Origin of the sequence: Halomonas cupida (assembly GCF_900142755.1) — a bacterium.
Lineage (GTDB): Bacteria > Pseudomonadota > Gammaproteobacteria > Pseudomonadales > Halomonadaceae > Halomonas > Halomonas cupida.
In genome coordinates, this window is the sequence record NZ_FRCA01000001.1 from 153,660 (window position 1) to 170,130 (window position 16,471).

The following is a 16,471-nucleotide window of genomic DNA, read 5'->3' on the forward strand; positions in this document are numbered from 1 at the left end:
GGGGTTCCTGAAAGCATGTTTCCTGAAGCGGTGGCACTTCCCTGTGTCGCGATTGACCCGACACAAACGCCTGTCGGGTCAGTACCTGTAAAAAGCAGTGCAGAGATCAATGGGTTGCAACGATGTTGCTGCTGCCGCAACATCCGGTTCTGGTCCTACCCAGTTGAAGGAGCCTGACCGTGGCGCAACGACGCGTGGAAGCAGTGGAACGAGCGCTGACCCTATTGGAAGTCTTCGATCAGACGCATCGCGAGTTCTCACTGACAGAACTGTCCCAGGCCACGGGGTTCTACAAGAGCACCATCCTGCGCTTGATGGCATCGCTGGAAGTCTTCGGCTACGTGGTTCGCGATCATCGCGGCATCTACCGAATCGGCCCAGCGGCCACACGCCTGGCGCCACTGGCGGTGGAAGGTATCCAGGTCGAGGGGCTGATAAGACCGGTGCTCGAAAGCCTGCGTGATACCAGCGGTGAAACCGCATCCTTCTATATTCGTGATGGCGAAGAGCGTATCTGTCTGTACCGAGAGAATGGTCGCCACGAGGTTCGCCATCATCTCGAACAAGGCACCAGACTCCCCCTTCGTCAGGGGGCAGCAGGCAAGGCGCTGTGTGGTGAACACCCGCATCGCGAAGTACAGGTGTCTCTTGGCGAGCGTGAACCTTCGGTGGCCGCCGCGGCCATTGGCATCGAACGGCACGATGGTGAGCTGCTCGGTGCGCTGGCCCTGTCGGGGCCTCGCGAGCGCTTCGCCTCCTCGCTTGATGAGCATCGACGTCTGCTGTCAGAGCGAGCCGCTGCACTGGAGTCTTCGTTACCACGAGGCCCGCTCCGCTTTCATTGAATGCACCTTCATCGAATCTACCGGGTCCATGCATGGCAGGCTCAGGGCTGGATCAGGCCGATCTCGGCCGATAGCTGGTGAATGTCTTCGATCTGCTGATTGACGAAGGCTTCGAATTCTTCACCCTGCATGTCGAAGGGAATCAGCCCATTACTGGTCATGACCTGTTGCCATTCATCGCTGGCATACAAGGTATCCAGAGCATCGACCCAATACGCCTCGGCCTCCTCGGGTACATCGGCTGGCATGTAGAAACCGCGCCAGTTGACTCCCACGACATCCAGTCCCTGTTCCCTTGCCGTCGGAAAATCAGCGAGATCTCCCTGCAGACGCTGATCTGCAAGCACGGCGAGAACGCGAAGATCTCCCGAGGCGGCGAAGCCCAGTACTTCACTGACATCGCCGGTAAACGCAGTGATATGCCCGCCGACCACCTGGGTCAGCGCCTCTCCACCTCCGGTATAGGGCAGGTACTTGATCGCGGGCAGGTCTTCGATCCCTGCCTCACGGGCAGCCATGAGCACCTTGAGGTGGTCCCAACCTCCCTTGGAACTGCCGCCGCCAAAGCTGATGGATGACGGTTCCTCGCGTAGGGCATCCATCAATTCGTTGAGGTTCTGAAAGTCGGAATCCGACGCGACTGCGATGACACCGAAGTCAGCACCCACGGCTCCCAACCAGGTGACCATGTCCGCCGACATGCCATTGAACTGGTCCTGGGCCAGACGAGTGGTGGTTGCCGTTGATGCAGCAATCAGCAATTGCTTCTCTCCGGCACGTTTGCTGACCACATGAGCGAAGGCTACGCCCCCGCTGGCTCCCGGCATGTTCACGGTCTGTACGCTGCGAGGTACCAGATCGAGCGTTTCCAGAACATTGCCGACACTACGGCAGGTGAAGTCCCAGCCACCGCCGGGGTCTGCTGGTGCAAGGCACTCGACCTTGCCCTGGGGGGCAAAATCTTGTGGCTCGAAAGCCTGAGCGGATGCCCCAGTGGTCAGGCAGACCGCGATGAAAGAGGCTGTGGCGAGAGTCTGGCGTGTGAAATGCGAGTTCATTGGTGGCTCCAGGTTTCCTGATGTTGTTTGTCAGGACGTCTTGTTGTTGGATTTGTTTTTCTTGATAGAACTTGTTGCTAGGAGTAGAACCTAGAGGGCGTCAATCGTCCGGTCAAGGGCAACGGGACGGGTTGAGACGAAAGTCGTGTTCGGGGGAGGGGGATGCCAAAGCGCCTGGTGAACCAGGCGCGATCTCACCGCACCATGACTATGTAACGGCAGCGGGCTGGCTTTCTGTTCACTGGGCCCTGTTGGATACCCACTGAATCCATAGTGGAGTGATGATCATCAAGGTGACCAACCTCAGAAGGTGGTGGAAGGTAACAAAGATGGGGTCCATGCCCAGGGCAACGGCAATGATGGCCATTTCACCGATTCCCCCAGGCGCAACCGACAGCAAGGCCACACTGAATGAGACATCAACGCTCTGATGGATCAACCAGGCGAATAGCGCCAGTACCGCCAGGGTAATGGCAGTTGCCATGCACGCCTGGGTTGCGTAGGTTGCCAACTGCCGCCAGTGAACGCCAACAAACCTGGCTCCGATGCTGCTGCCCAGTACAATCAGAAGGATGTCCAATCCCCACTCGGGAAGCACGAGATGGGCAATGTCAGCCAGACCCAGAGTTGATGCCACCAGCAGGGGACCGAGCAGGTCTGCACTGGGGAGTCGCAGGTATCGTGATAGCGGAATGATCAGTGGTAGCGTCAACAACAGCCACAGAGATGATGGTGGTAGAGGCGCTTCCAGTATCCGAGAGTCTTCAACATCACCATTGAGCACCCAGAATAATGCTGGGAGAAGAAGCACCACGAGCACAACACGAACCCCCTGGGCAATGGCAATGCGACTGGCTTCGACACCACTGCCACTGACCAGAGCCATGATGGCATTCATGGCTCCGGGGGTCGACGCCAGCCAGGCACTGATGCGCTCCATGTGGCAGGCATGTCGATACCAGAGCCATGTCGCCAGTGTAGAAACCAGCATACCTGACAGCAGCAGCACTGATGATAGCGGCCACTCGATGATGCGGTCGCTCAGCGCCGGAGTGACCTGACCGCCCAGCAGTAGACCCAAAGTACCAAGGAACCCGCTGCGAAACCGTTCTGGAATCGCTATCTGAACACCGGATATGGCCGCGACCAGGTTGGCGACCAGCGGCCCCAGCATCCAGGCAAGAGGCATCCCGGCCAAGTGGAAGGCAAGGCCCCCTGATGCGCCGATGAGCAGCGACTTGACGATGGGCATTCGGGGGGTCATGCAATCGGGTTCCCGGCGGCGATGGCAGGGTTCTGGCCCGAGTGCTGAAGCGCCTCGTGTATCAGCCCACTCTGGCGGGCTTCCTGCAGGAAACGTTCCAGCGGAGCAATAGCGTCGGCGTGATCAGAGGGAACTGCCATGGCCTGTTCTATCCGCGTGAAACTTCCGGGTAACACGCGATAGCCTGGGTGGTCCGCGCAGTAATGCTCGAGTGGTTGGCGTACGCCCGCAGCTGCATCCAACTGGCGTTCGACCTTCCAGTGGACCGCATCGGCGGATGTGGGGGCACGAACGATGCTGGCGTACTGCAGGGTGCGTGACAGATACAGATCGTAGGCAGCCCCCTGACCCACTGCGATGTCGACACCCTTGGCGTCGAGCTCTGACACCGTCTGAAAGGGCGCGTCCTGCGCTACCAGGTAGGTGCCTTCGATGATGACATAGGGAGAGGTAAAGGCGATGGTCTCTGCTCGAAGAGGGTCGCGGGCGAGGAAAGCCAGGTCCCATTGGTTGCTGTCACGGGCGGCGACGACCTTGCCTGCGGCATCATGCACCACAAACTCGATCTCCACCTGCAGCAGCTCAGCGAGATGTTGGGCGAGAGTGACGGACACTCCACCCAACTCACCGTTGTCCTTGCGCTGGGCAAGAACGGGGTTACCGAGGTTGATGGCGGCACGGAGGCGGTTGTCGGTGGTCAGCTGTCGGCGTAGCGTTTCCAGATATTCATGCATGATGGCTCCACAAGGGCTGGAGAGGAAGGCAACACGCCCGGAGAACCAGGCGCGATCTCATTGATCTGTTACTGCTCAGTCGCCGGTAGCAGCTTCGGGGTTGGCGGCACGCATTCGACGTCGTAGCACCGGGCCGACGATATAGGGCAGGATCAGACCCGCCGCCGCAAAAGCCCAGAGACCGATGGCCAGGCCGCTGTTCCACAGAATGGCCCAGTCGCCGTCGGAGATATCCAACGCATGGCGCAGGTTTTTCTCCATTTCCGGACCCAGCAGTAGACCGAGGATGATCGGGACCAGTGGAATCTCGAGCTTGCGCAGAACGTATCCCGCTACGCCAAAGGCCGTCATGAAGTAGAGGTCGAAGGTGGTATTGCTGATCGAGTAGATGCCGACGAAGGCCACCATGGTTACGATCGGCAGCAGATACATCGGTGGTACGGACAGCAGTTTGACGAAGATGCCCACCAGAGGAATGTTGAGCAACAGCAGCAGGAAGTTGCCGATCAGCAGAGCGGCGATGACTCCCCAGACGATGTCTGCATTCTGGGTGAACATCAGCGGTCCTGGAGTAATGTTCAGCGAGATCAGCAGGGCCAGAAGGACGGCAGTGGTACCACTGCCGGGAACGCCCAGGGTCAACATGGGCACCAGGGCGCCACTGGAAGCTCCATTGTTGCCGGCTTCCGGAGCCGCTACACCTCTTGGATCACCCGAGCCGAAATAGCCTTTACTGCCCACGGCCTTCTTTTCCATGGTGTAACCGATGAAACTGCCGAGCGAAGCGCCGGCGCCGGGCAGTACACCGGCAATAAAGCCCAGTACACCGCCGCGAAGGCTCGATGGCAGGATGCCGCGAATATCGGCCCACTTCAGCGACAGCTTATTGACCTTGATGGTCTGGTGTCCCTTCCCTGCACGATTCTCGATGAAGGTCAGCAACTCGGAAATGGCAAACAGGCCAACAATGGCGATGATGAAGTCCACTCCCTCGTAGAGTTCAAGAATGCCGAAGGTATAGCGCTGCACTCCAGTATTATCGATGCCCATGGTCGCAATCATCAGCCCCAGACAAGCGGCGACGACAGTCTTGATCGGGTTCTTGCCGGTAATGCCACCCAGGGTGGCGAAGGCCAGCAGGAACAGGGCGAAATACTCTGCAGGGCCGAAGGTAAGAGCAAAATCAGCCAGCACGGGGGCAAGCAGAATCAAGCCAATGGTAGCGATCAGGCTGCCGATGAACGAAGCGATGGCGGAGATGGCCAGCGCTTCCGCGGCCTTGCCGTTGCGTGCCATGGGATAGCCATCAAGGCATGTCATCATGGCTGGTTCGTCGCCCGGAATATTGAGCAGAATCGACGAGATGCGTCCGCCATACATGGCGCCGGCATAGACTGCGGTCAGCATGATCAGGGCGGTCTCTGGAGCCAGCCCCAGGCTGAAGGCCAGTGGAATCAGGATCGCTACGCCATTGGCCGGACCAAGGCCGGGCAGGGCGCCGATCAGGGTACCGAGAATCGCCCCGAGCAAGCCAAAGAGCAAGTTCTCGGGGGCCAGAGCGACGGCGAAGCCATCCATCAGAAATCCCAGGGTTTCCATCAGTTGGTCTCCAGCGGTGAAAGCAGGCCCAGCGGTAGAGCCAGGTCCAGGGCATAGCTGAATACGACGAACACCACGATGCCGGCGATGGCTCCAGTCAGGAAGCCCTTGAGCGGACGAGCACCCATGCGCCAGCAAAGCGTACCGACAGCCAGGGTGGTGCTGAGAATGAAGCCCAACGGCTCGAGCAGAGCGGCATAGAGCGTCAGCACCAGGATGGCAACGATCAGCTCAATCCCGGTGCGACTCCAGGGCCAGGCGTTGTCGGGGTCCGGACGGATGATCAGGTAAAGACTTGCCAGCCCGAGGGTTGTCGCAAGCATGTAGGGAAAGGTCTCGGGGCCAATGGCCTCCGAGCCTCCTCCGAAAGGTTCAGGAAACTGACTGGCGCCCCAGCCGTACGCGACGGCCAGGACGATAAGCAGTATTCCCGCTATGCGGTCGTTATAGATCATATGGGGTGGTATTCCTGATTACTGGGCGACCATTCCGAGTTCGGCGGACAATTCGCGGATGTCTTCGACCTGCTGAGCCATGAACTCCTTGAATTCCTCACCGCTGTAGTGGAACGGCATCAGGCCATTCGTTGCCATCACGTCCTTCCACTCGTCGCTCTCGTAAAGGGTTTCGACAGCATCGACCCAATACTCGTAAGCCTCATCGCTGATACCGGCGGGCATGTAGAAGCCGCGCCAGTTGGGCCCAATAGCATCGACGCCCTGTTCACGAGCGGTGGGGATCGAGGAGAAGTCGCCAGGCAGGCGCTCCGGAGCCAGTACGGCGAGGATGCGCAGGTCACCGGATTCCCAGAACCCGCGGGCTTCGGAAATGTCACCGGTGAAGGCGTCCAGGTGCCCTCCAACCACTTGGGTCAACGCTTCGCCACCATTGTTGTAGGAGAGATAAGGGATCTCGCGCAGCGTATCGACACCGGCGGCTCGGGCGGCGATCAGAGCCTTGAGGTGATCCCAGCCACCCTTGGCGCTGGCGCCGGCGAATTTCACTGCTCGTGGATCTTCCTTGATGGCATCCATCAGCTCCTCAAGGTTCTGGTACGGCGAATCATCGGTCACGGCGATGACGCCGTAGTCGGAGCCAACAGTGCCGATCCAGCGCACCATATCCATGGTCATGCCGGGGAACTGTCCCTGGGCAAGGCGCGTTGGCACGGCGGTGGAGGCTGCAATGATGAGGTTCTCATCTCCCTCTCGCTTGGCAACCACATGAGCATAAGCAACGCCACCACCTGCACCGGCCATGTTGATGGTCTGGACGTTACCTGGAACCAGGTCGAGGTCGGCAAGCACCTGACCGCCGGTTCGGCAGGTGAAATCCCAGCCACCGCCGGGGTCTGATGGTGCTATACACTCGGCACCCGAGCCCGGTTCAAAAGCGTGGGCGGTGAGAGATGTGCAAGCCAGCACAGCGGCAATGGAGACAGAAATGCGGGAAGTGGAAATGCGCATGAGTGGTTTCCTGATTATTGTGTTTATTGACCCCCGGCAATCACGATGCAGAGGAGTCAATTCATCGACAACGGGCATCCCCTGGCTGCCATGGTTGATATGACGAGAGCTCAAGGTAATGAACAGACTAGAGTTGTGCGGTGGAGACGAGAATTGCTTATCCGGAAAGCTGATCTTTCTCGTTTGAGTAGGGTTTCAATTCATTGTTTATAAAGAACAATATCTTCACTTGCTGGATCGTATATGACCTTTGTCCAGGACGTCTGCTATCTCGATTGAGCGAGCAAACACCCAGCAGTTCTACGAGAGCGGAGGCGCAAGAAGGCCGCCCTTGTAACCATGAGTTGGGGCAGCCCTGAACCGCAATAATCCGGAGATCAAGGTCACCGGGTAAGGTCCTCGTGATCACTGGTTGTTGGTTGAGCGCAACTGTTCCATGGTGGTTTCCAGCGAAGCGATCTGGTCGTGGAGAAAGCTCTCGAATTGTTCGCCACTCAGTTGGAAGGGCGTCATTCCGTTGCGAGCCATGATTTCCTGCCACTGATCACTTTCATACACTCGGCGGATTGCTTGCTCCCAGAACTGCCGGTCATCCGCGCTGAGTCCCGCAGGAGCGTAGAAACCACGCCAGTTTGGCGCTACCACGTCCACGCCCTGTTCTCGGGCGGTAGGAAAACCATCCAGAGGGGCAGGCAATCGTTCCTCTGCGAGTACCGCCAGCACACGTAGATCCCCACTGTCGACAAAGCTCTTGACCTCTGAAATGTCGCCGACCACTACGTCCAGATGGTGGCCCAGTACCTGAGTGATGGCGCTGGCGCCGTTGTTGAAATCGAGGTAGGTCACCTTGTCCAGAGATGTCACCTCTGCATCGGCAAGGACACGCAGCATGTTCAACTGGTCCCAGCCCAGAGGGCCGCTACCGCCGGAAAAGCTGACTGCCTTGATGTCTTCCTGAAGAGCATCGGTGATGTCAGCAAGCTCCTGCCAGGGCGAGTCCGTTGATACAGCCAGGGCCGCATAGTCGGCGCCGAGAGTACCCAGCCAGGCCACATCATCAACATCGAGGCCGGGATACTGTTGCTGTGCCAGACGTGTGGCGTTCGAGGATGAGGCGGCGACGATCAGGCCATCGTTGCCTTCTCGTTTACTCGCCACGTGAGCGTAGGCCACGCCACCAGCAGCCCCCGCCATGTTGATGGTCTGCATACTGGCATCCAAGATACCCAACTGGCGAAGCACCGTGGCGAACTGGCGGCAGGTGAAGTCCCAGCCGCCGCCGGGGTCGGCTGGTGCGATGCATTCCAGCCGCGAGGTCGGGGGTTCAGCTCCGAAAGTGGTTGATGACAGACCGAAGGTGGCCAGTGAGAGTGCAATGATTGAAGCGTGATGCATGGCGTTGACTCCAGTTGTACTTGTTGTTGCTGAACATCAAGTCATCGACGAACAGCCTGAGGTTGAGGCACGGTGGTTCAGACTCGGTGGTTGAGGCACAGGGGCATCCGTGCGATCCACCAGGGGGTCACAGTCGTCCAGGAGTGCCGTTGCGGGATTCGTCAACGGCAACGAATGCGGGTCAGAAAGAGCTCAGTCCATACGGAACGCCACACAGACGGGACTTGGGGTTGATATCTCACACAGTGGAGCTGTCAGCGTATCCAGTGACGATCCATCAAGAATGCACAGGGAGTCGCTGTCCTCGTTGGCGACATGCAAGCGACCATGGGGATCGAAACCGATGAAACGAGGTGTCGAACCACCCGATGCGAGGGTATGGCTGTAGTGCAGTTGTTGATTGGTGGGGTCGAGGCGGTACACGCTGATACTGTTCTCACCACGGTTGGTGACCAGTACATGCTTGCCCGACGGTGATACTGCAATGCCTGCGGCTCGGTTGTTTCCGGTATGGAAGGGCGAGACGCTGGGGCAGACCTGATAAGGGGTCAGGCGAGCGGTCTCTGAGTCAAAGCGGTAGGCGGTGAGCGTCGAGTCCAGCTCATTGACGATAAAGGCCAGCCCCCCCGATGGATGGAAATCGATATGTCGGGGGCCTGCTCCTTCGCGTGCCGTGACAGTGAGCTCGGGGCAGGGTGTCAGGCGACCTCGCTGATCATCGAAGGCGAATACAAAGGTACGGTCCAGACCCTTGTCCGGGACAATAACGAATCGTCCGTCGGCGGTGAATGGATTGGCGTGGGGCTTGGAGAACGGCTGTTCGATGCGGTGAGGTCCCACATCGCCGGAGAGTTCCACCAGGTCGACCACGCCCCTGAGACGGCCATCATCCTCGAGGGCGATGACTGCCAGTGAACTGGAGATATGGTTGGATACGACGATGAAGTGCTCATTATGGGAGAGCGCCATATGCACAGGGTTGGCCCCCCCTGTACTGACCTGATTCAGCAAACGCAGTTCGCCACTCACGGGGTGCACGGAAAAGGCGCTGATGTCGCTGCGATCACCATGAATGCAATAGAGACGGTCTCCGCGTCGATTCAGCAACAGCCAGGAAGGATTCACCAGCCCTTCCAGACATTGCAGTAGCTCCCATGCCCGGCCATCCTGGCTCACATGGTAGACACTGATACCCTTGCCGCGTGCCCGTCGACGTTGTGTGGTTCGACAGCCGATGAAAGCCAGCATGGTCAAGCTCCTGAAATTGGTGAGGGTGTGGCGGGCGATGGCATGGGGGACGAGCCCTGCGACGCCCCAGCCTGTTTTCGCACAACGTAGGGAAGAATGCCGCCGTGCCACAGATAGCGCAGCTCCTGATCCGAGTCGATCTGCAGATCAAGAAGGAATTCATGGATTGTCTCATTGCGCAGGACCCGCAGGTGGACCCGATTGATGCCCAGACTGAGCTGCTCCGGCACGTCGATATCCAATCGCTCTTCACCGTCGAGAGACAGACTTGTCGGGGTACTACCGTCAGGCAGGCGCAATGGAAGGATGCCCATGCCGATCAGATTGCTGCGGTGAATGCGCTCAAAGCTCTGGGCAATCACTGCACGCACGCCCAGCAGAGACTGAGCCTTGGCTGCCCAATCACGACTGGAGCCCGCCCCGTAGTTGATCCCGGCGACCACCACCAGCGGGATGTCTGCCGCAACATAGCTCTGAGCGGCCTCGTAGAGGATTTCGGGACTGGACTGATTCAGGGGTCTGGCCCAGACGCCCTTGCCTCCACTACTGGTGCCGGGGAGCTGGTTGTCCACCCGCGAGTTGGTGAATGCTCCACGCAACATGACTTCGTGATTGCTGCGGCGTGTGGAGTACTGGTTGAGGTCCCCAGCAGATTCGCCGTGCTCGAGCAGATAGCGTCCCGCCAGGCTATCCGCAGGTATCGCCCCGGCAGGAGAAATGTGATCGGTGGTGACATTGTCTCCAAGCTGCATGATCACTCTTGCACTGGCAATGGACAGTGTGTGACGAGGGGATCGTGCCACTGACTCGAGATAGCGTGGGCGACGTAGATAGGTGGAGTCTGGTGCCCAATCGAAACGCAGACTTCCGCTGGCATCGAGTTGCCGCCAATGGTCAGTGCCATCCCACAGAGTAGCGTTGCGCCGGGAAAAGGCCTCGGGCACCACTACCTTACGTACCAGTCTTTCGACTTCATCATCGTCTGGCATCAGCTCATGGAGGTATACCGGCTTGCCTGCGGCGTCATGGCATAGAGGTTCTCTGGTGATATCGATGGTGACATCGCCTGCCAGCGCATAGGCAACGACAAGTGCCGGGGACATGAGATACCCGGATGACAGTATCGGATTGACGCGCCCCTGGAAATTGCGATTGCCCGATAGCACGGCGACCGCATCCAGACCATTGCGTACCAGTTGATCAACTTCCGGGATCAGACCACCGGAGTTGCCGATACAGGTCATGCAGCCGAACCCGGTGACGGCGAAGCCAATGGCATCGAAGTCAGCCTGTAATTCCGCTGCCTCGAGATAATCGCCAACAATGCGTGAACCCGGTGACAGTGATGTCTTGACCCAGGGGCGGCGCGTCAGGCCGCGCTGCCGGGCGCGGCGGGCCAGTAGACCTGCCTGGATCATCTCAGCCGGATTGGCGGTATTGGTGCAACTGGTAATGGCAGCGATGGCAACAGCACCGTGATCGAGTTGCCAGGCCCAATCCGGGACGTTGCCGGCCAGGTCAGCATGGCGGCTGGTGGCAAGCAGGTTGCTTGACGGGTGAGCGCTATTGCGCCAAGAGGGGGAAAGCTGGTTCAGGGCGTGACGTTCATGGGGCTGATGTGGGCCGGCGACACTGGCTTCTATGGCCGTCAGATCCAGGTCCAGACAGCGGGTGAAGTGTGGTTCCGGTGACTCATCGCGACGCCAGAGTCCTTGCTTCTCCAGATAGGTTGCTACCTGTTCACGCAGTTCCGGTGAACGTCCACTCAGCTCCAGATAATCCATGGTGATGTCGTCGAAGGGGAAGAACATCACGGTAGCGCCGTATTCCGGAGCCATGTTGGCGACAGTGCCACGGGCCGCCCAGCTCAAGCAGGAAAGTCCCGGGCCACAGAACTCGACGAACTTACCGACGACACCCTCGGCACGCAGCAGCTCGGCAATATGCAACGCCAGGTCCATGGCGGTGACCGTAGGCGAAAGGCGTCCTGTCAGGCGTATGCCAATGACTTCAGGAAGCGTCAGCGTCACCGGTTCACCCAGCATCGCTGCCTGACCTTCGAGACCTCCGACACCCCAGGCCAGAATGCCAAGCGCATTGATCATCGGTGTGTGACTATCCGTGGCCACCATGTTGTCGGGGTGAATCCACTGACGCCCCTGATCATCTTCATGCGTCCACACCACCTGGGCCAGCGACTCCATATTGACTTGATGGATGATCCCGGTACCGGGCGGTACAACACTGAAGTTGTCGAGGCTGCGCTCGGCCCACTTGATGAAACGATAACGTTCGGCGTTGCGGCGAAAGTCGATGTCGAGATTGCGCGCGAGAGCATCGGGATGGTCGAACTCCTCGACGATCACCGAGTGGTCAATGGCCAGTACTGCAGGGATCGATGGATTGATGTTCTCGGCCTTGCCGCCCAGTTCATGAACGGCATCACGCAGGCCGGCGAAGTCCGCCAGTGCAGGCAGGCAAGTGGTATCGTGAAACATCAGGCGGTTGGGGTAGTAGTTCACTTCGCCACTGGAGGAAGTCCCGGCGAGAAACGCCAGCAGGTTAGGCAGGTTGTCGGGTGATCGGCGCGCGACGTTTTCCAGCAGAAGGCGCAGCGAATAGGGCATCTGTTCCAGCTGTTGCGACTTCACCAGGTCGCTCAGGTCAATGTAGTGGTAATCCTGGCCGGCAATACGCAGAGTGCGTGGTGACGGTTGTTGTCGTGCTTGTTGTGTGGTGACAGACATCTGGCCCTCGAGCATCGTAGTGGCGGCTTGATTGCACGATACGCCCGGAGGGTGGTAGCGAAAATTGAAGCTTGGGCAAGGATGGGTTCGCCACGAGAGAAGGCGGACATTCAAGCTGTTTGTTGGCGCTTTCTGCTCAGGCTGTGGGCAGCCGCTCAGGAGGCACGTAGATGCTCGACAAAGGCGCGGGCTGTCGGTGACAACTGGCGGAAATCCTTGACCCCGATGCGCAGGTTGCGAATTGCCCAGGGCTCATCGAGAGGCACATCGGTGATACCAATGGAGTGGGCATAGATACGGATCACATGACGAGGCAGAAGGGCAACGCCGAGGCCGCCTGCCACCAACTGACACATGCAGTCGAAACTGCTGACGCGGACCTTGACGGTAGGCGTCATGCCGAGCTTCTCGGCTTCCTGAGTGATCAGCGCATAGAGCGCGCTTTCAGCGTGCGAGGCAATCAACTCGTGACGCAGCACCTCGGAGAAGCGCACGGCTTCACGATCACTTAGATCATGGTTGACTGGTACGGCCAGGCATATCTCATCGCTGCGCCAGGCGAAGGTCTCGAGATCCGGAGCCGGCGTATGGCTGGCGAACACTCCCACCTCGGCACGGCCGTCATTGAGAGCCCTGACGATGGCAGCACCGACTCGTTCCTCGATATCCAGTTTGACGCCGGGGAACTGAGTGGTGAAGGTCTTGATTTCTGCGGGCAGGAACTGGGCCAGCGCCGAGGTGGTCGCGTGTAGCTGAACCTGTCCCTTGATTCCTTCAGAGTAGTCCCCCAGCTCGTTTTCCATGCGATAGAGCGCTTCGAACACCTGGCGGGCATGGGTGAGCATCGATTGTCCAGCAGGCGTCAGCTCTACACCACGTGGATAACGCGTGAACAGTGGCGAGCCGACGCGATGCTCCAGTTCGGCGATACGTTTGCTGATGGCCGACAGCGCTAAGTGGGCCCGCTTCGAAGCTCTGGTCAGGCTCTTTTCCTCGGCGACACAGAGGAATATCTGAAGGGAAGTGAGATCGAAGCGCATGGTGCAGGGCACTCGGGTAGTCAATGGGTTAGGGAACAGATAACACGTTGATATAGCTGAATCAAACGCTGTTGGCGCGCGGGGGGTAGTCTTCAGCCGAATTCAGCCATGTTGTCTGGCCCCTTGATGATCCGATCCAGCACGGAGAGGTCTTCTCGGATCATGATTACGATCCTGATATCGAACATTGGGCGGAGGGGCCTGACTTGCTCAGGGGTGCTCGAATCCCTCTTCACGGAGATACCTGACATCATCTCAACACGCTCCACCAGGCAACAGCGATCAATGCGACGGCCATCACCAGGTTGAATACCCTCATGCGACTGGACGTGGTCAGTAATCTGCGACTGCTGATTCCCATCAAGGCCCAACTCGAGGTGCCCAGCAGCGCCAGGCACAGGAATACCGTGGCCATGGTGGCAATGGTCGTCGGCGTCGCGTCGCTGCCGGCGAACACGGTGACCGCGGTCAAGGCCATCATCCAGCCTTTGGGGTTGATCAACTGTAGGCCGGAGGCCTTCAGACCGGTCAAAGAAATGCCCTGTTCGGCGCTGGCCGATGTTGTGGTCTTCGCCGTGGCCAGACGCCACGCCATCCAGCTCAGCCAGATGACACCGACCCATGACAGCAGGATCGGCACCAGTGGCGCGCTGATCATCAGGCTGGCCATGCCCAGCCCTGCCAGCACGATGGTGAGTGCTGCCGTAGTACAGGCCGCGAGGATGGCTGGTGCGGTAGCACGCCAGCCGGACTGACCTGCCTTGGCCATGACCAACAGATTGATGGGGCCGGGGCTGAAGGTGATGGCCAGTGTAAAGAGTGTGTAGGGGAGCCACTGTTGCATGTCGAGAGCCTCGTGATGGTGATGTCACGAGTGTCGCTGGTGGCGGGTGATGAGTCTGGAAGGTTTGAGCAGAAAGGATTGAAGCAGAATCAGTGTGCCTGAGAGCCTGTCAGGCATTGGCGTCGATACTGCGCCGGTGTCAGTCTGTAGGCACGGCGGAACCAGCGACCGAGGTGACTCTGGTCGGCAAAGCCGAGTTGGTGAGCGACATCGATGGGCAACTGGCCGGCGGCGAGGCGCTTGCGTGCCTGGTTGAGACGTAGCTGGACCAGGTAGGCATGAGGTGCAAGGCCATAGGCCGTCTTGAAGGTGCGAGACAGCCTGAAGCGATCCACTCCGCAGGCGTCGGCAAGCTCATGCAGGCTGATGTCCTGCTCGATATGGGCGTGCAGGTAGTCCCGTGCACGCGCTGCAATGGCCGGGTGGTGAGGTTGGCCGAGCTGGCGGGGCTTCCAGCCGATATGGGGCAATAACCCCTGCACCAGACTATCCAACGCAGTGTCTCGCATGATGCGCCAGGGCTGGTGACGCAGTGCATCGATGCTGCGATGAATCTGTATCGCCAGACTGGGATCATCGGCCAGAGTGCTGTTGAAGCCGGGATAGAGCGTGGCGGGAGCGGCATCACTCTGGTGACGAAGCTCGTTGTCCAGCCACTGGGGAGAAAGGTAGAGCATGGAGTAGGTGAAGCCAGCGTCGGTTGCTGCATGGCCATCATGGACTTCCCCCGGCTCAACCAGCACGAGACGCCCGGGCGTGCTGCTGTGACGTGAGCGACGGCAGTGGAATTGCTGCACACCCTGTTCGGTGACACCGACCAGGTAGCTGTCGTGCCAGTGGGGGTCGTAGGCATGACCATCGAAATGCGCACGAATGGTCTCGATGCCGGTGTCACTGTCCTGTTGCAGGTCGACCCAATCGGACTTGGCCATGGCTAACGAACTCCTGACACCACCAGGGAGCCAACGACCAATGGTGGTCGTTGGCTTGGGAGGTTGGTTGGTAATCCTGTGTTGGTCAGCATGGCACTATGCCAGGAGCACAGACTAGAACATTTGTGACATCGTCCGCGCCTGTTACGGGAGCCTTACTGTTGCAGTTCCTGCTCGCTGAACATGCCTTCGAAGAGGGCGGAGCTCAGGTAGCGCTCGGCACTGTCGGGCAGAATGACCACGATGTTCTTCGAGCGGAATTCCGGCAACTGCGAGATTCGTACCGCAGCAACGACCGCTGCGCCGCAGGAGATGCCACCGAGGATGCCTTCCTCGCGCATCAGTCGGTGTGCCATTTCCATGGCATCCTCGTTGGATACCTGTTCGACACGATCCACCAGCGACAGATCGAGGTTGTCAGGGACGAAGCCTGCGCCGATGCCCTGGATCTTGTGGGGCGCGGGAGTCAGTTCTTCACCTGCCATGGCCTGGGTGATGATCGGTGAGGCTGTCGGCTCCACGGCCACTGTGGTGATCGCCTTGCCCCGGGTCTGCTTGATGTAGCGTGATACCCCGGTCAGAGTGCCGCCAGTGCCGACGCCGGAGACGAAGACCTCAACTTCGCCATCGGTATCTTCCCAGATCTCCGGCCCCGTGGTGGTCTCGTGAATCATCGGGTTGGCCGGGTTGCTGAATTGCTGGGGCATGAAGTACTTGTCAGGGTCCGATTGAGCAACGGCTTCCGCCTCGGCGATGGCGCCAGGCATGCCCTTGGCAGGCTCGGTCAGAATCAATTCCGCGCCCAGCGCCTTGAGTACCTTGCGCCGCTCCAGGCTCATCGAGGCCGGCATGGTCAACAGCAGCCCATAACCACGGGCGGCCGCCACATAGGCCAGGGCGATACCGGTGTTGCCACTGGTGGGCTCGATGATGGTCATGCCGGGCTTGAGCTGGCCGCTCTTCTCGGCTTCATGGATCATCGATGCACCGATGCGACACTTGACGGAATAGGCCGGATTACGACCTTCGATCTTGGCCCAGATCGTGGCACCGTTGTTGACTCGGTTGAGGCGGACCAGCGGCGTATTGCCGATGGAGCGGGAATTATCGTCGTAGATACGCGCCATATCATGCTCCTTTCCGAATGCGGCCTACGCAGCCAACTGTGACCAGTAGCTGCGCATGGACAAGTGAAACCGGTCCTCATCATGCCTGAGTATCAACGAGATATCTGCACTCGATCCGCGATGTATGAGGGGCTCCGGGGATATGGTGATATTAACCCGGCATGCTTTCATG

14 protein-coding genes are annotated in these 16,471 nt (G+C 59.2%); 1 reads left to right on the top strand and 13 read right to left on the bottom strand.

What is annotated here, in order from left to right; translation table 11 throughout:
• Positions 1-179 precede the first annotated feature (179 nt).
• On the top strand, positions 180-845 hold the full coding sequence (locus BUE38_RS00610) for an IclR family transcriptional regulator (protein ID WP_159438827.1): 666 nt from the start codon (positions 180-182) through the stop codon (positions 843-845).
• A 41-nt stretch (positions 846-886) separates the two neighbouring features.
• Here BUE38_RS00610 and BUE38_RS00615 read toward each other — a convergent pair whose 3' ends face one another.
• The 13 genes from BUE38_RS00615 to cysK all read right to left on the bottom strand — a co-directional run bounded on the left by BUE38_RS00615 (position 887) and on the right by cysK (position 16,299).
• Entirely contained in the window at positions 887-1,903 is a 1,017-nt protein-coding gene (locus BUE38_RS00615; RefSeq protein WP_073433100.1) for a Bug family tripartite tricarboxylate transporter substrate binding protein, read from the bottom strand.
• A gap of 238 nt (positions 1,904-2,141) precedes the next feature.
• Positions 2,142-3,167, bottom strand: coding sequence for an AbrB family transcriptional regulator (locus BUE38_RS00620; RefSeq protein WP_073433101.1), 1,026 nt, complete (start codon positions 3,165-3,167; stop codon positions 2,142-2,144).
• The gene (locus tag BUE38_RS00625) at positions 3,164-3,901 is read right to left on the bottom strand and encodes a transporter substrate-binding domain-containing protein (protein ID WP_073433102.1); all 738 of its coding nucleotides are present in this window, start codon (positions 3,899-3,901) and stop codon (positions 3,164-3,166) included. The genes BUE38_RS00620 and BUE38_RS00625 overlap by 4 nt, the downstream gene beginning before the upstream one ends.
• A gap of 75 nt (positions 3,902-3,976) precedes the next feature.
• The gene (locus BUE38_RS00630) at positions 3,977-5,500 is read right to left on the bottom strand and encodes a tripartite tricarboxylate transporter permease (protein ID WP_073433103.1); all 1,524 of its coding nucleotides are present in this window, start codon (positions 5,498-5,500) and stop codon (positions 3,977-3,979) included.
• Positions 5,500-5,955, bottom strand: a complete 456-nt coding sequence (locus BUE38_RS00635) for a tripartite tricarboxylate transporter TctB family protein (RefSeq protein WP_073433104.1) — start codon at positions 5,953-5,955, stop codon at positions 5,500-5,502. Before BUE38_RS00635 ends, BUE38_RS00630 begins: the two co-directional genes overlap by 1 nt.
• A gap of 18 nt (positions 5,956-5,973) precedes the next feature.
• Positions 5,974-6,966, bottom strand: a complete 993-nt coding sequence (locus BUE38_RS00640; protein WP_073433105.1) for a Bug family tripartite tricarboxylate transporter substrate binding protein — start codon at positions 6,964-6,966, stop codon at positions 5,974-5,976.
• A 405-nt stretch (positions 6,967-7,371) separates the two neighbouring features.
• The gene (locus BUE38_RS00645; RefSeq protein WP_073433106.1) at positions 7,372-8,361 is read right to left on the bottom strand and encodes a Bug family tripartite tricarboxylate transporter substrate binding protein; all 990 of its coding nucleotides are present in this window, start codon (positions 8,359-8,361) and stop codon (positions 7,372-7,374) included.
• A gap of 192 nt (positions 8,362-8,553) precedes the next feature.
• Complete coding sequence (locus tag BUE38_RS00650; RefSeq protein ID WP_073433107.1) at positions 8,554-9,609, bottom strand: lactonase family protein; 1,056 nt, start codon at positions 9,607-9,609, stop codon at positions 8,554-8,556.
• A gap of 2 nt (positions 9,610-9,611) precedes the next feature.
• A complete protein-coding gene (gene acnA / locus BUE38_RS00655) occupies positions 9,612-12,356 on the bottom strand; it encodes an aconitate hydratase AcnA (RefSeq protein ID WP_073433720.1) in 2,745 nt (914 codons plus the stop codon).
• A gap of 155 nt (positions 12,357-12,511) precedes the next feature.
• Entirely contained in the window at positions 12,512-13,396 is an 885-nt protein-coding gene (locus tag BUE38_RS00660; protein ID WP_073433108.1) for a LysR family transcriptional regulator, read from the bottom strand.
• Positions 13,397-13,646: 250 nt separating this feature from the next.
• Positions 13,647-14,240, bottom strand: a complete 594-nt coding sequence (locus BUE38_RS00665) for a LysE family translocator (RefSeq protein WP_073433109.1) — start codon at positions 14,238-14,240, stop codon at positions 13,647-13,649.
• 89 nt (positions 14,241-14,329) lie between these two features.
• Positions 14,330-15,172 (bottom strand): AraC family transcriptional regulator, encoded by an 843-nt coding sequence (locus BUE38_RS00670; RefSeq protein ID WP_073433110.1) that lies wholly within the window; start codon positions 15,170-15,172, stop codon positions 14,330-14,332.
• Between the two features lie 155 nt (positions 15,173-15,327).
• Positions 15,328-16,299 carry a cysteine synthase A gene (cysK, locus tag BUE38_RS00675; RefSeq protein WP_073433111.1) on the bottom strand — a complete coding sequence of 324 codons (972 nt, stop codon included), beginning with the start codon at positions 16,297-16,299 and terminating at the stop codon, positions 15,328-15,330.
• Between the last annotated feature and the right edge of the window lie 172 nt (positions 16,300-16,471).

Excerpts from the sequence above, each read along its gene's own strand:
- cysK (WP_073433111.1), bottom strand. The coding sequence starts at position 16,299 with ATGGCGCGTATCTACGACGATAATTCCCGCTCCATCGGCAATACGCCG.
- BUE38_RS00615 (WP_073433100.1), bottom strand. The coding sequence starts at position 1,903 with ATGAACTCGCATTTCACACGCCAGACTCTCGCCACAGCCTCTTTCATC.
- BUE38_RS00625 (WP_073433102.1), bottom strand. The coding sequence starts at position 3,901 with ATGCATGAATATCTGGAAACGCTACGCCGACAGCTGACCACCGACAAC.
- BUE38_RS00645 (WP_073433106.1), bottom strand. The coding sequence starts at position 8,361 with ATGCATCACGCTTCAATCATTGCACTCTCACTGGCCACCTTCGGTCTG.
- BUE38_RS00665 (WP_073433109.1), bottom strand. The coding sequence starts at position 14,240 with ATGCAACAGTGGCTCCCCTACACACTCTTTACACTGGCCATCACCTTC.
- acnA (WP_073433720.1), bottom strand. The coding sequence starts at position 12,356 with ATGTCTGTCACCACACAACAAGCACGACAACAACCGTCACCACGCACT.
- BUE38_RS00650 (WP_073433107.1), bottom strand. The coding sequence starts at position 9,609 with ATGCTGGCTTTCATCGGCTGTCGAACCACACAACGTCGACGGGCACGC.
- BUE38_RS00630 (WP_073433103.1), bottom strand. The coding sequence starts at position 5,500 with ATGGAAACCCTGGGATTTCTGATGGATGGCTTCGCCGTCGCTCTGGCC.
- BUE38_RS00660 (WP_073433108.1), bottom strand. The coding sequence starts at position 13,396 with ATGCGCTTCGATCTCACTTCCCTTCAGATATTCCTCTGTGTCGCCGAG.
- BUE38_RS00670 (WP_073433110.1), bottom strand. The coding sequence starts at position 15,172 with ATGGCCAAGTCCGATTGGGTCGACCTGCAACAGGACAGTGACACCGGC.
- BUE38_RS00635 (WP_073433104.1), bottom strand. The coding sequence starts at position 5,955 with ATGATCTATAACGACCGCATAGCGGGAATACTGCTTATCGTCCTGGCC.
- BUE38_RS00640 (WP_073433105.1), bottom strand. The coding sequence starts at position 6,966 with ATGCGCATTTCCACTTCCCGCATTTCTGTCTCCATTGCCGCTGTGCTG.
- BUE38_RS00620 (WP_073433101.1), bottom strand. The coding sequence starts at position 3,167 with ATGACCCCCCGAATGCCCATCGTCAAGTCGCTGCTCATCGGCGCATCA.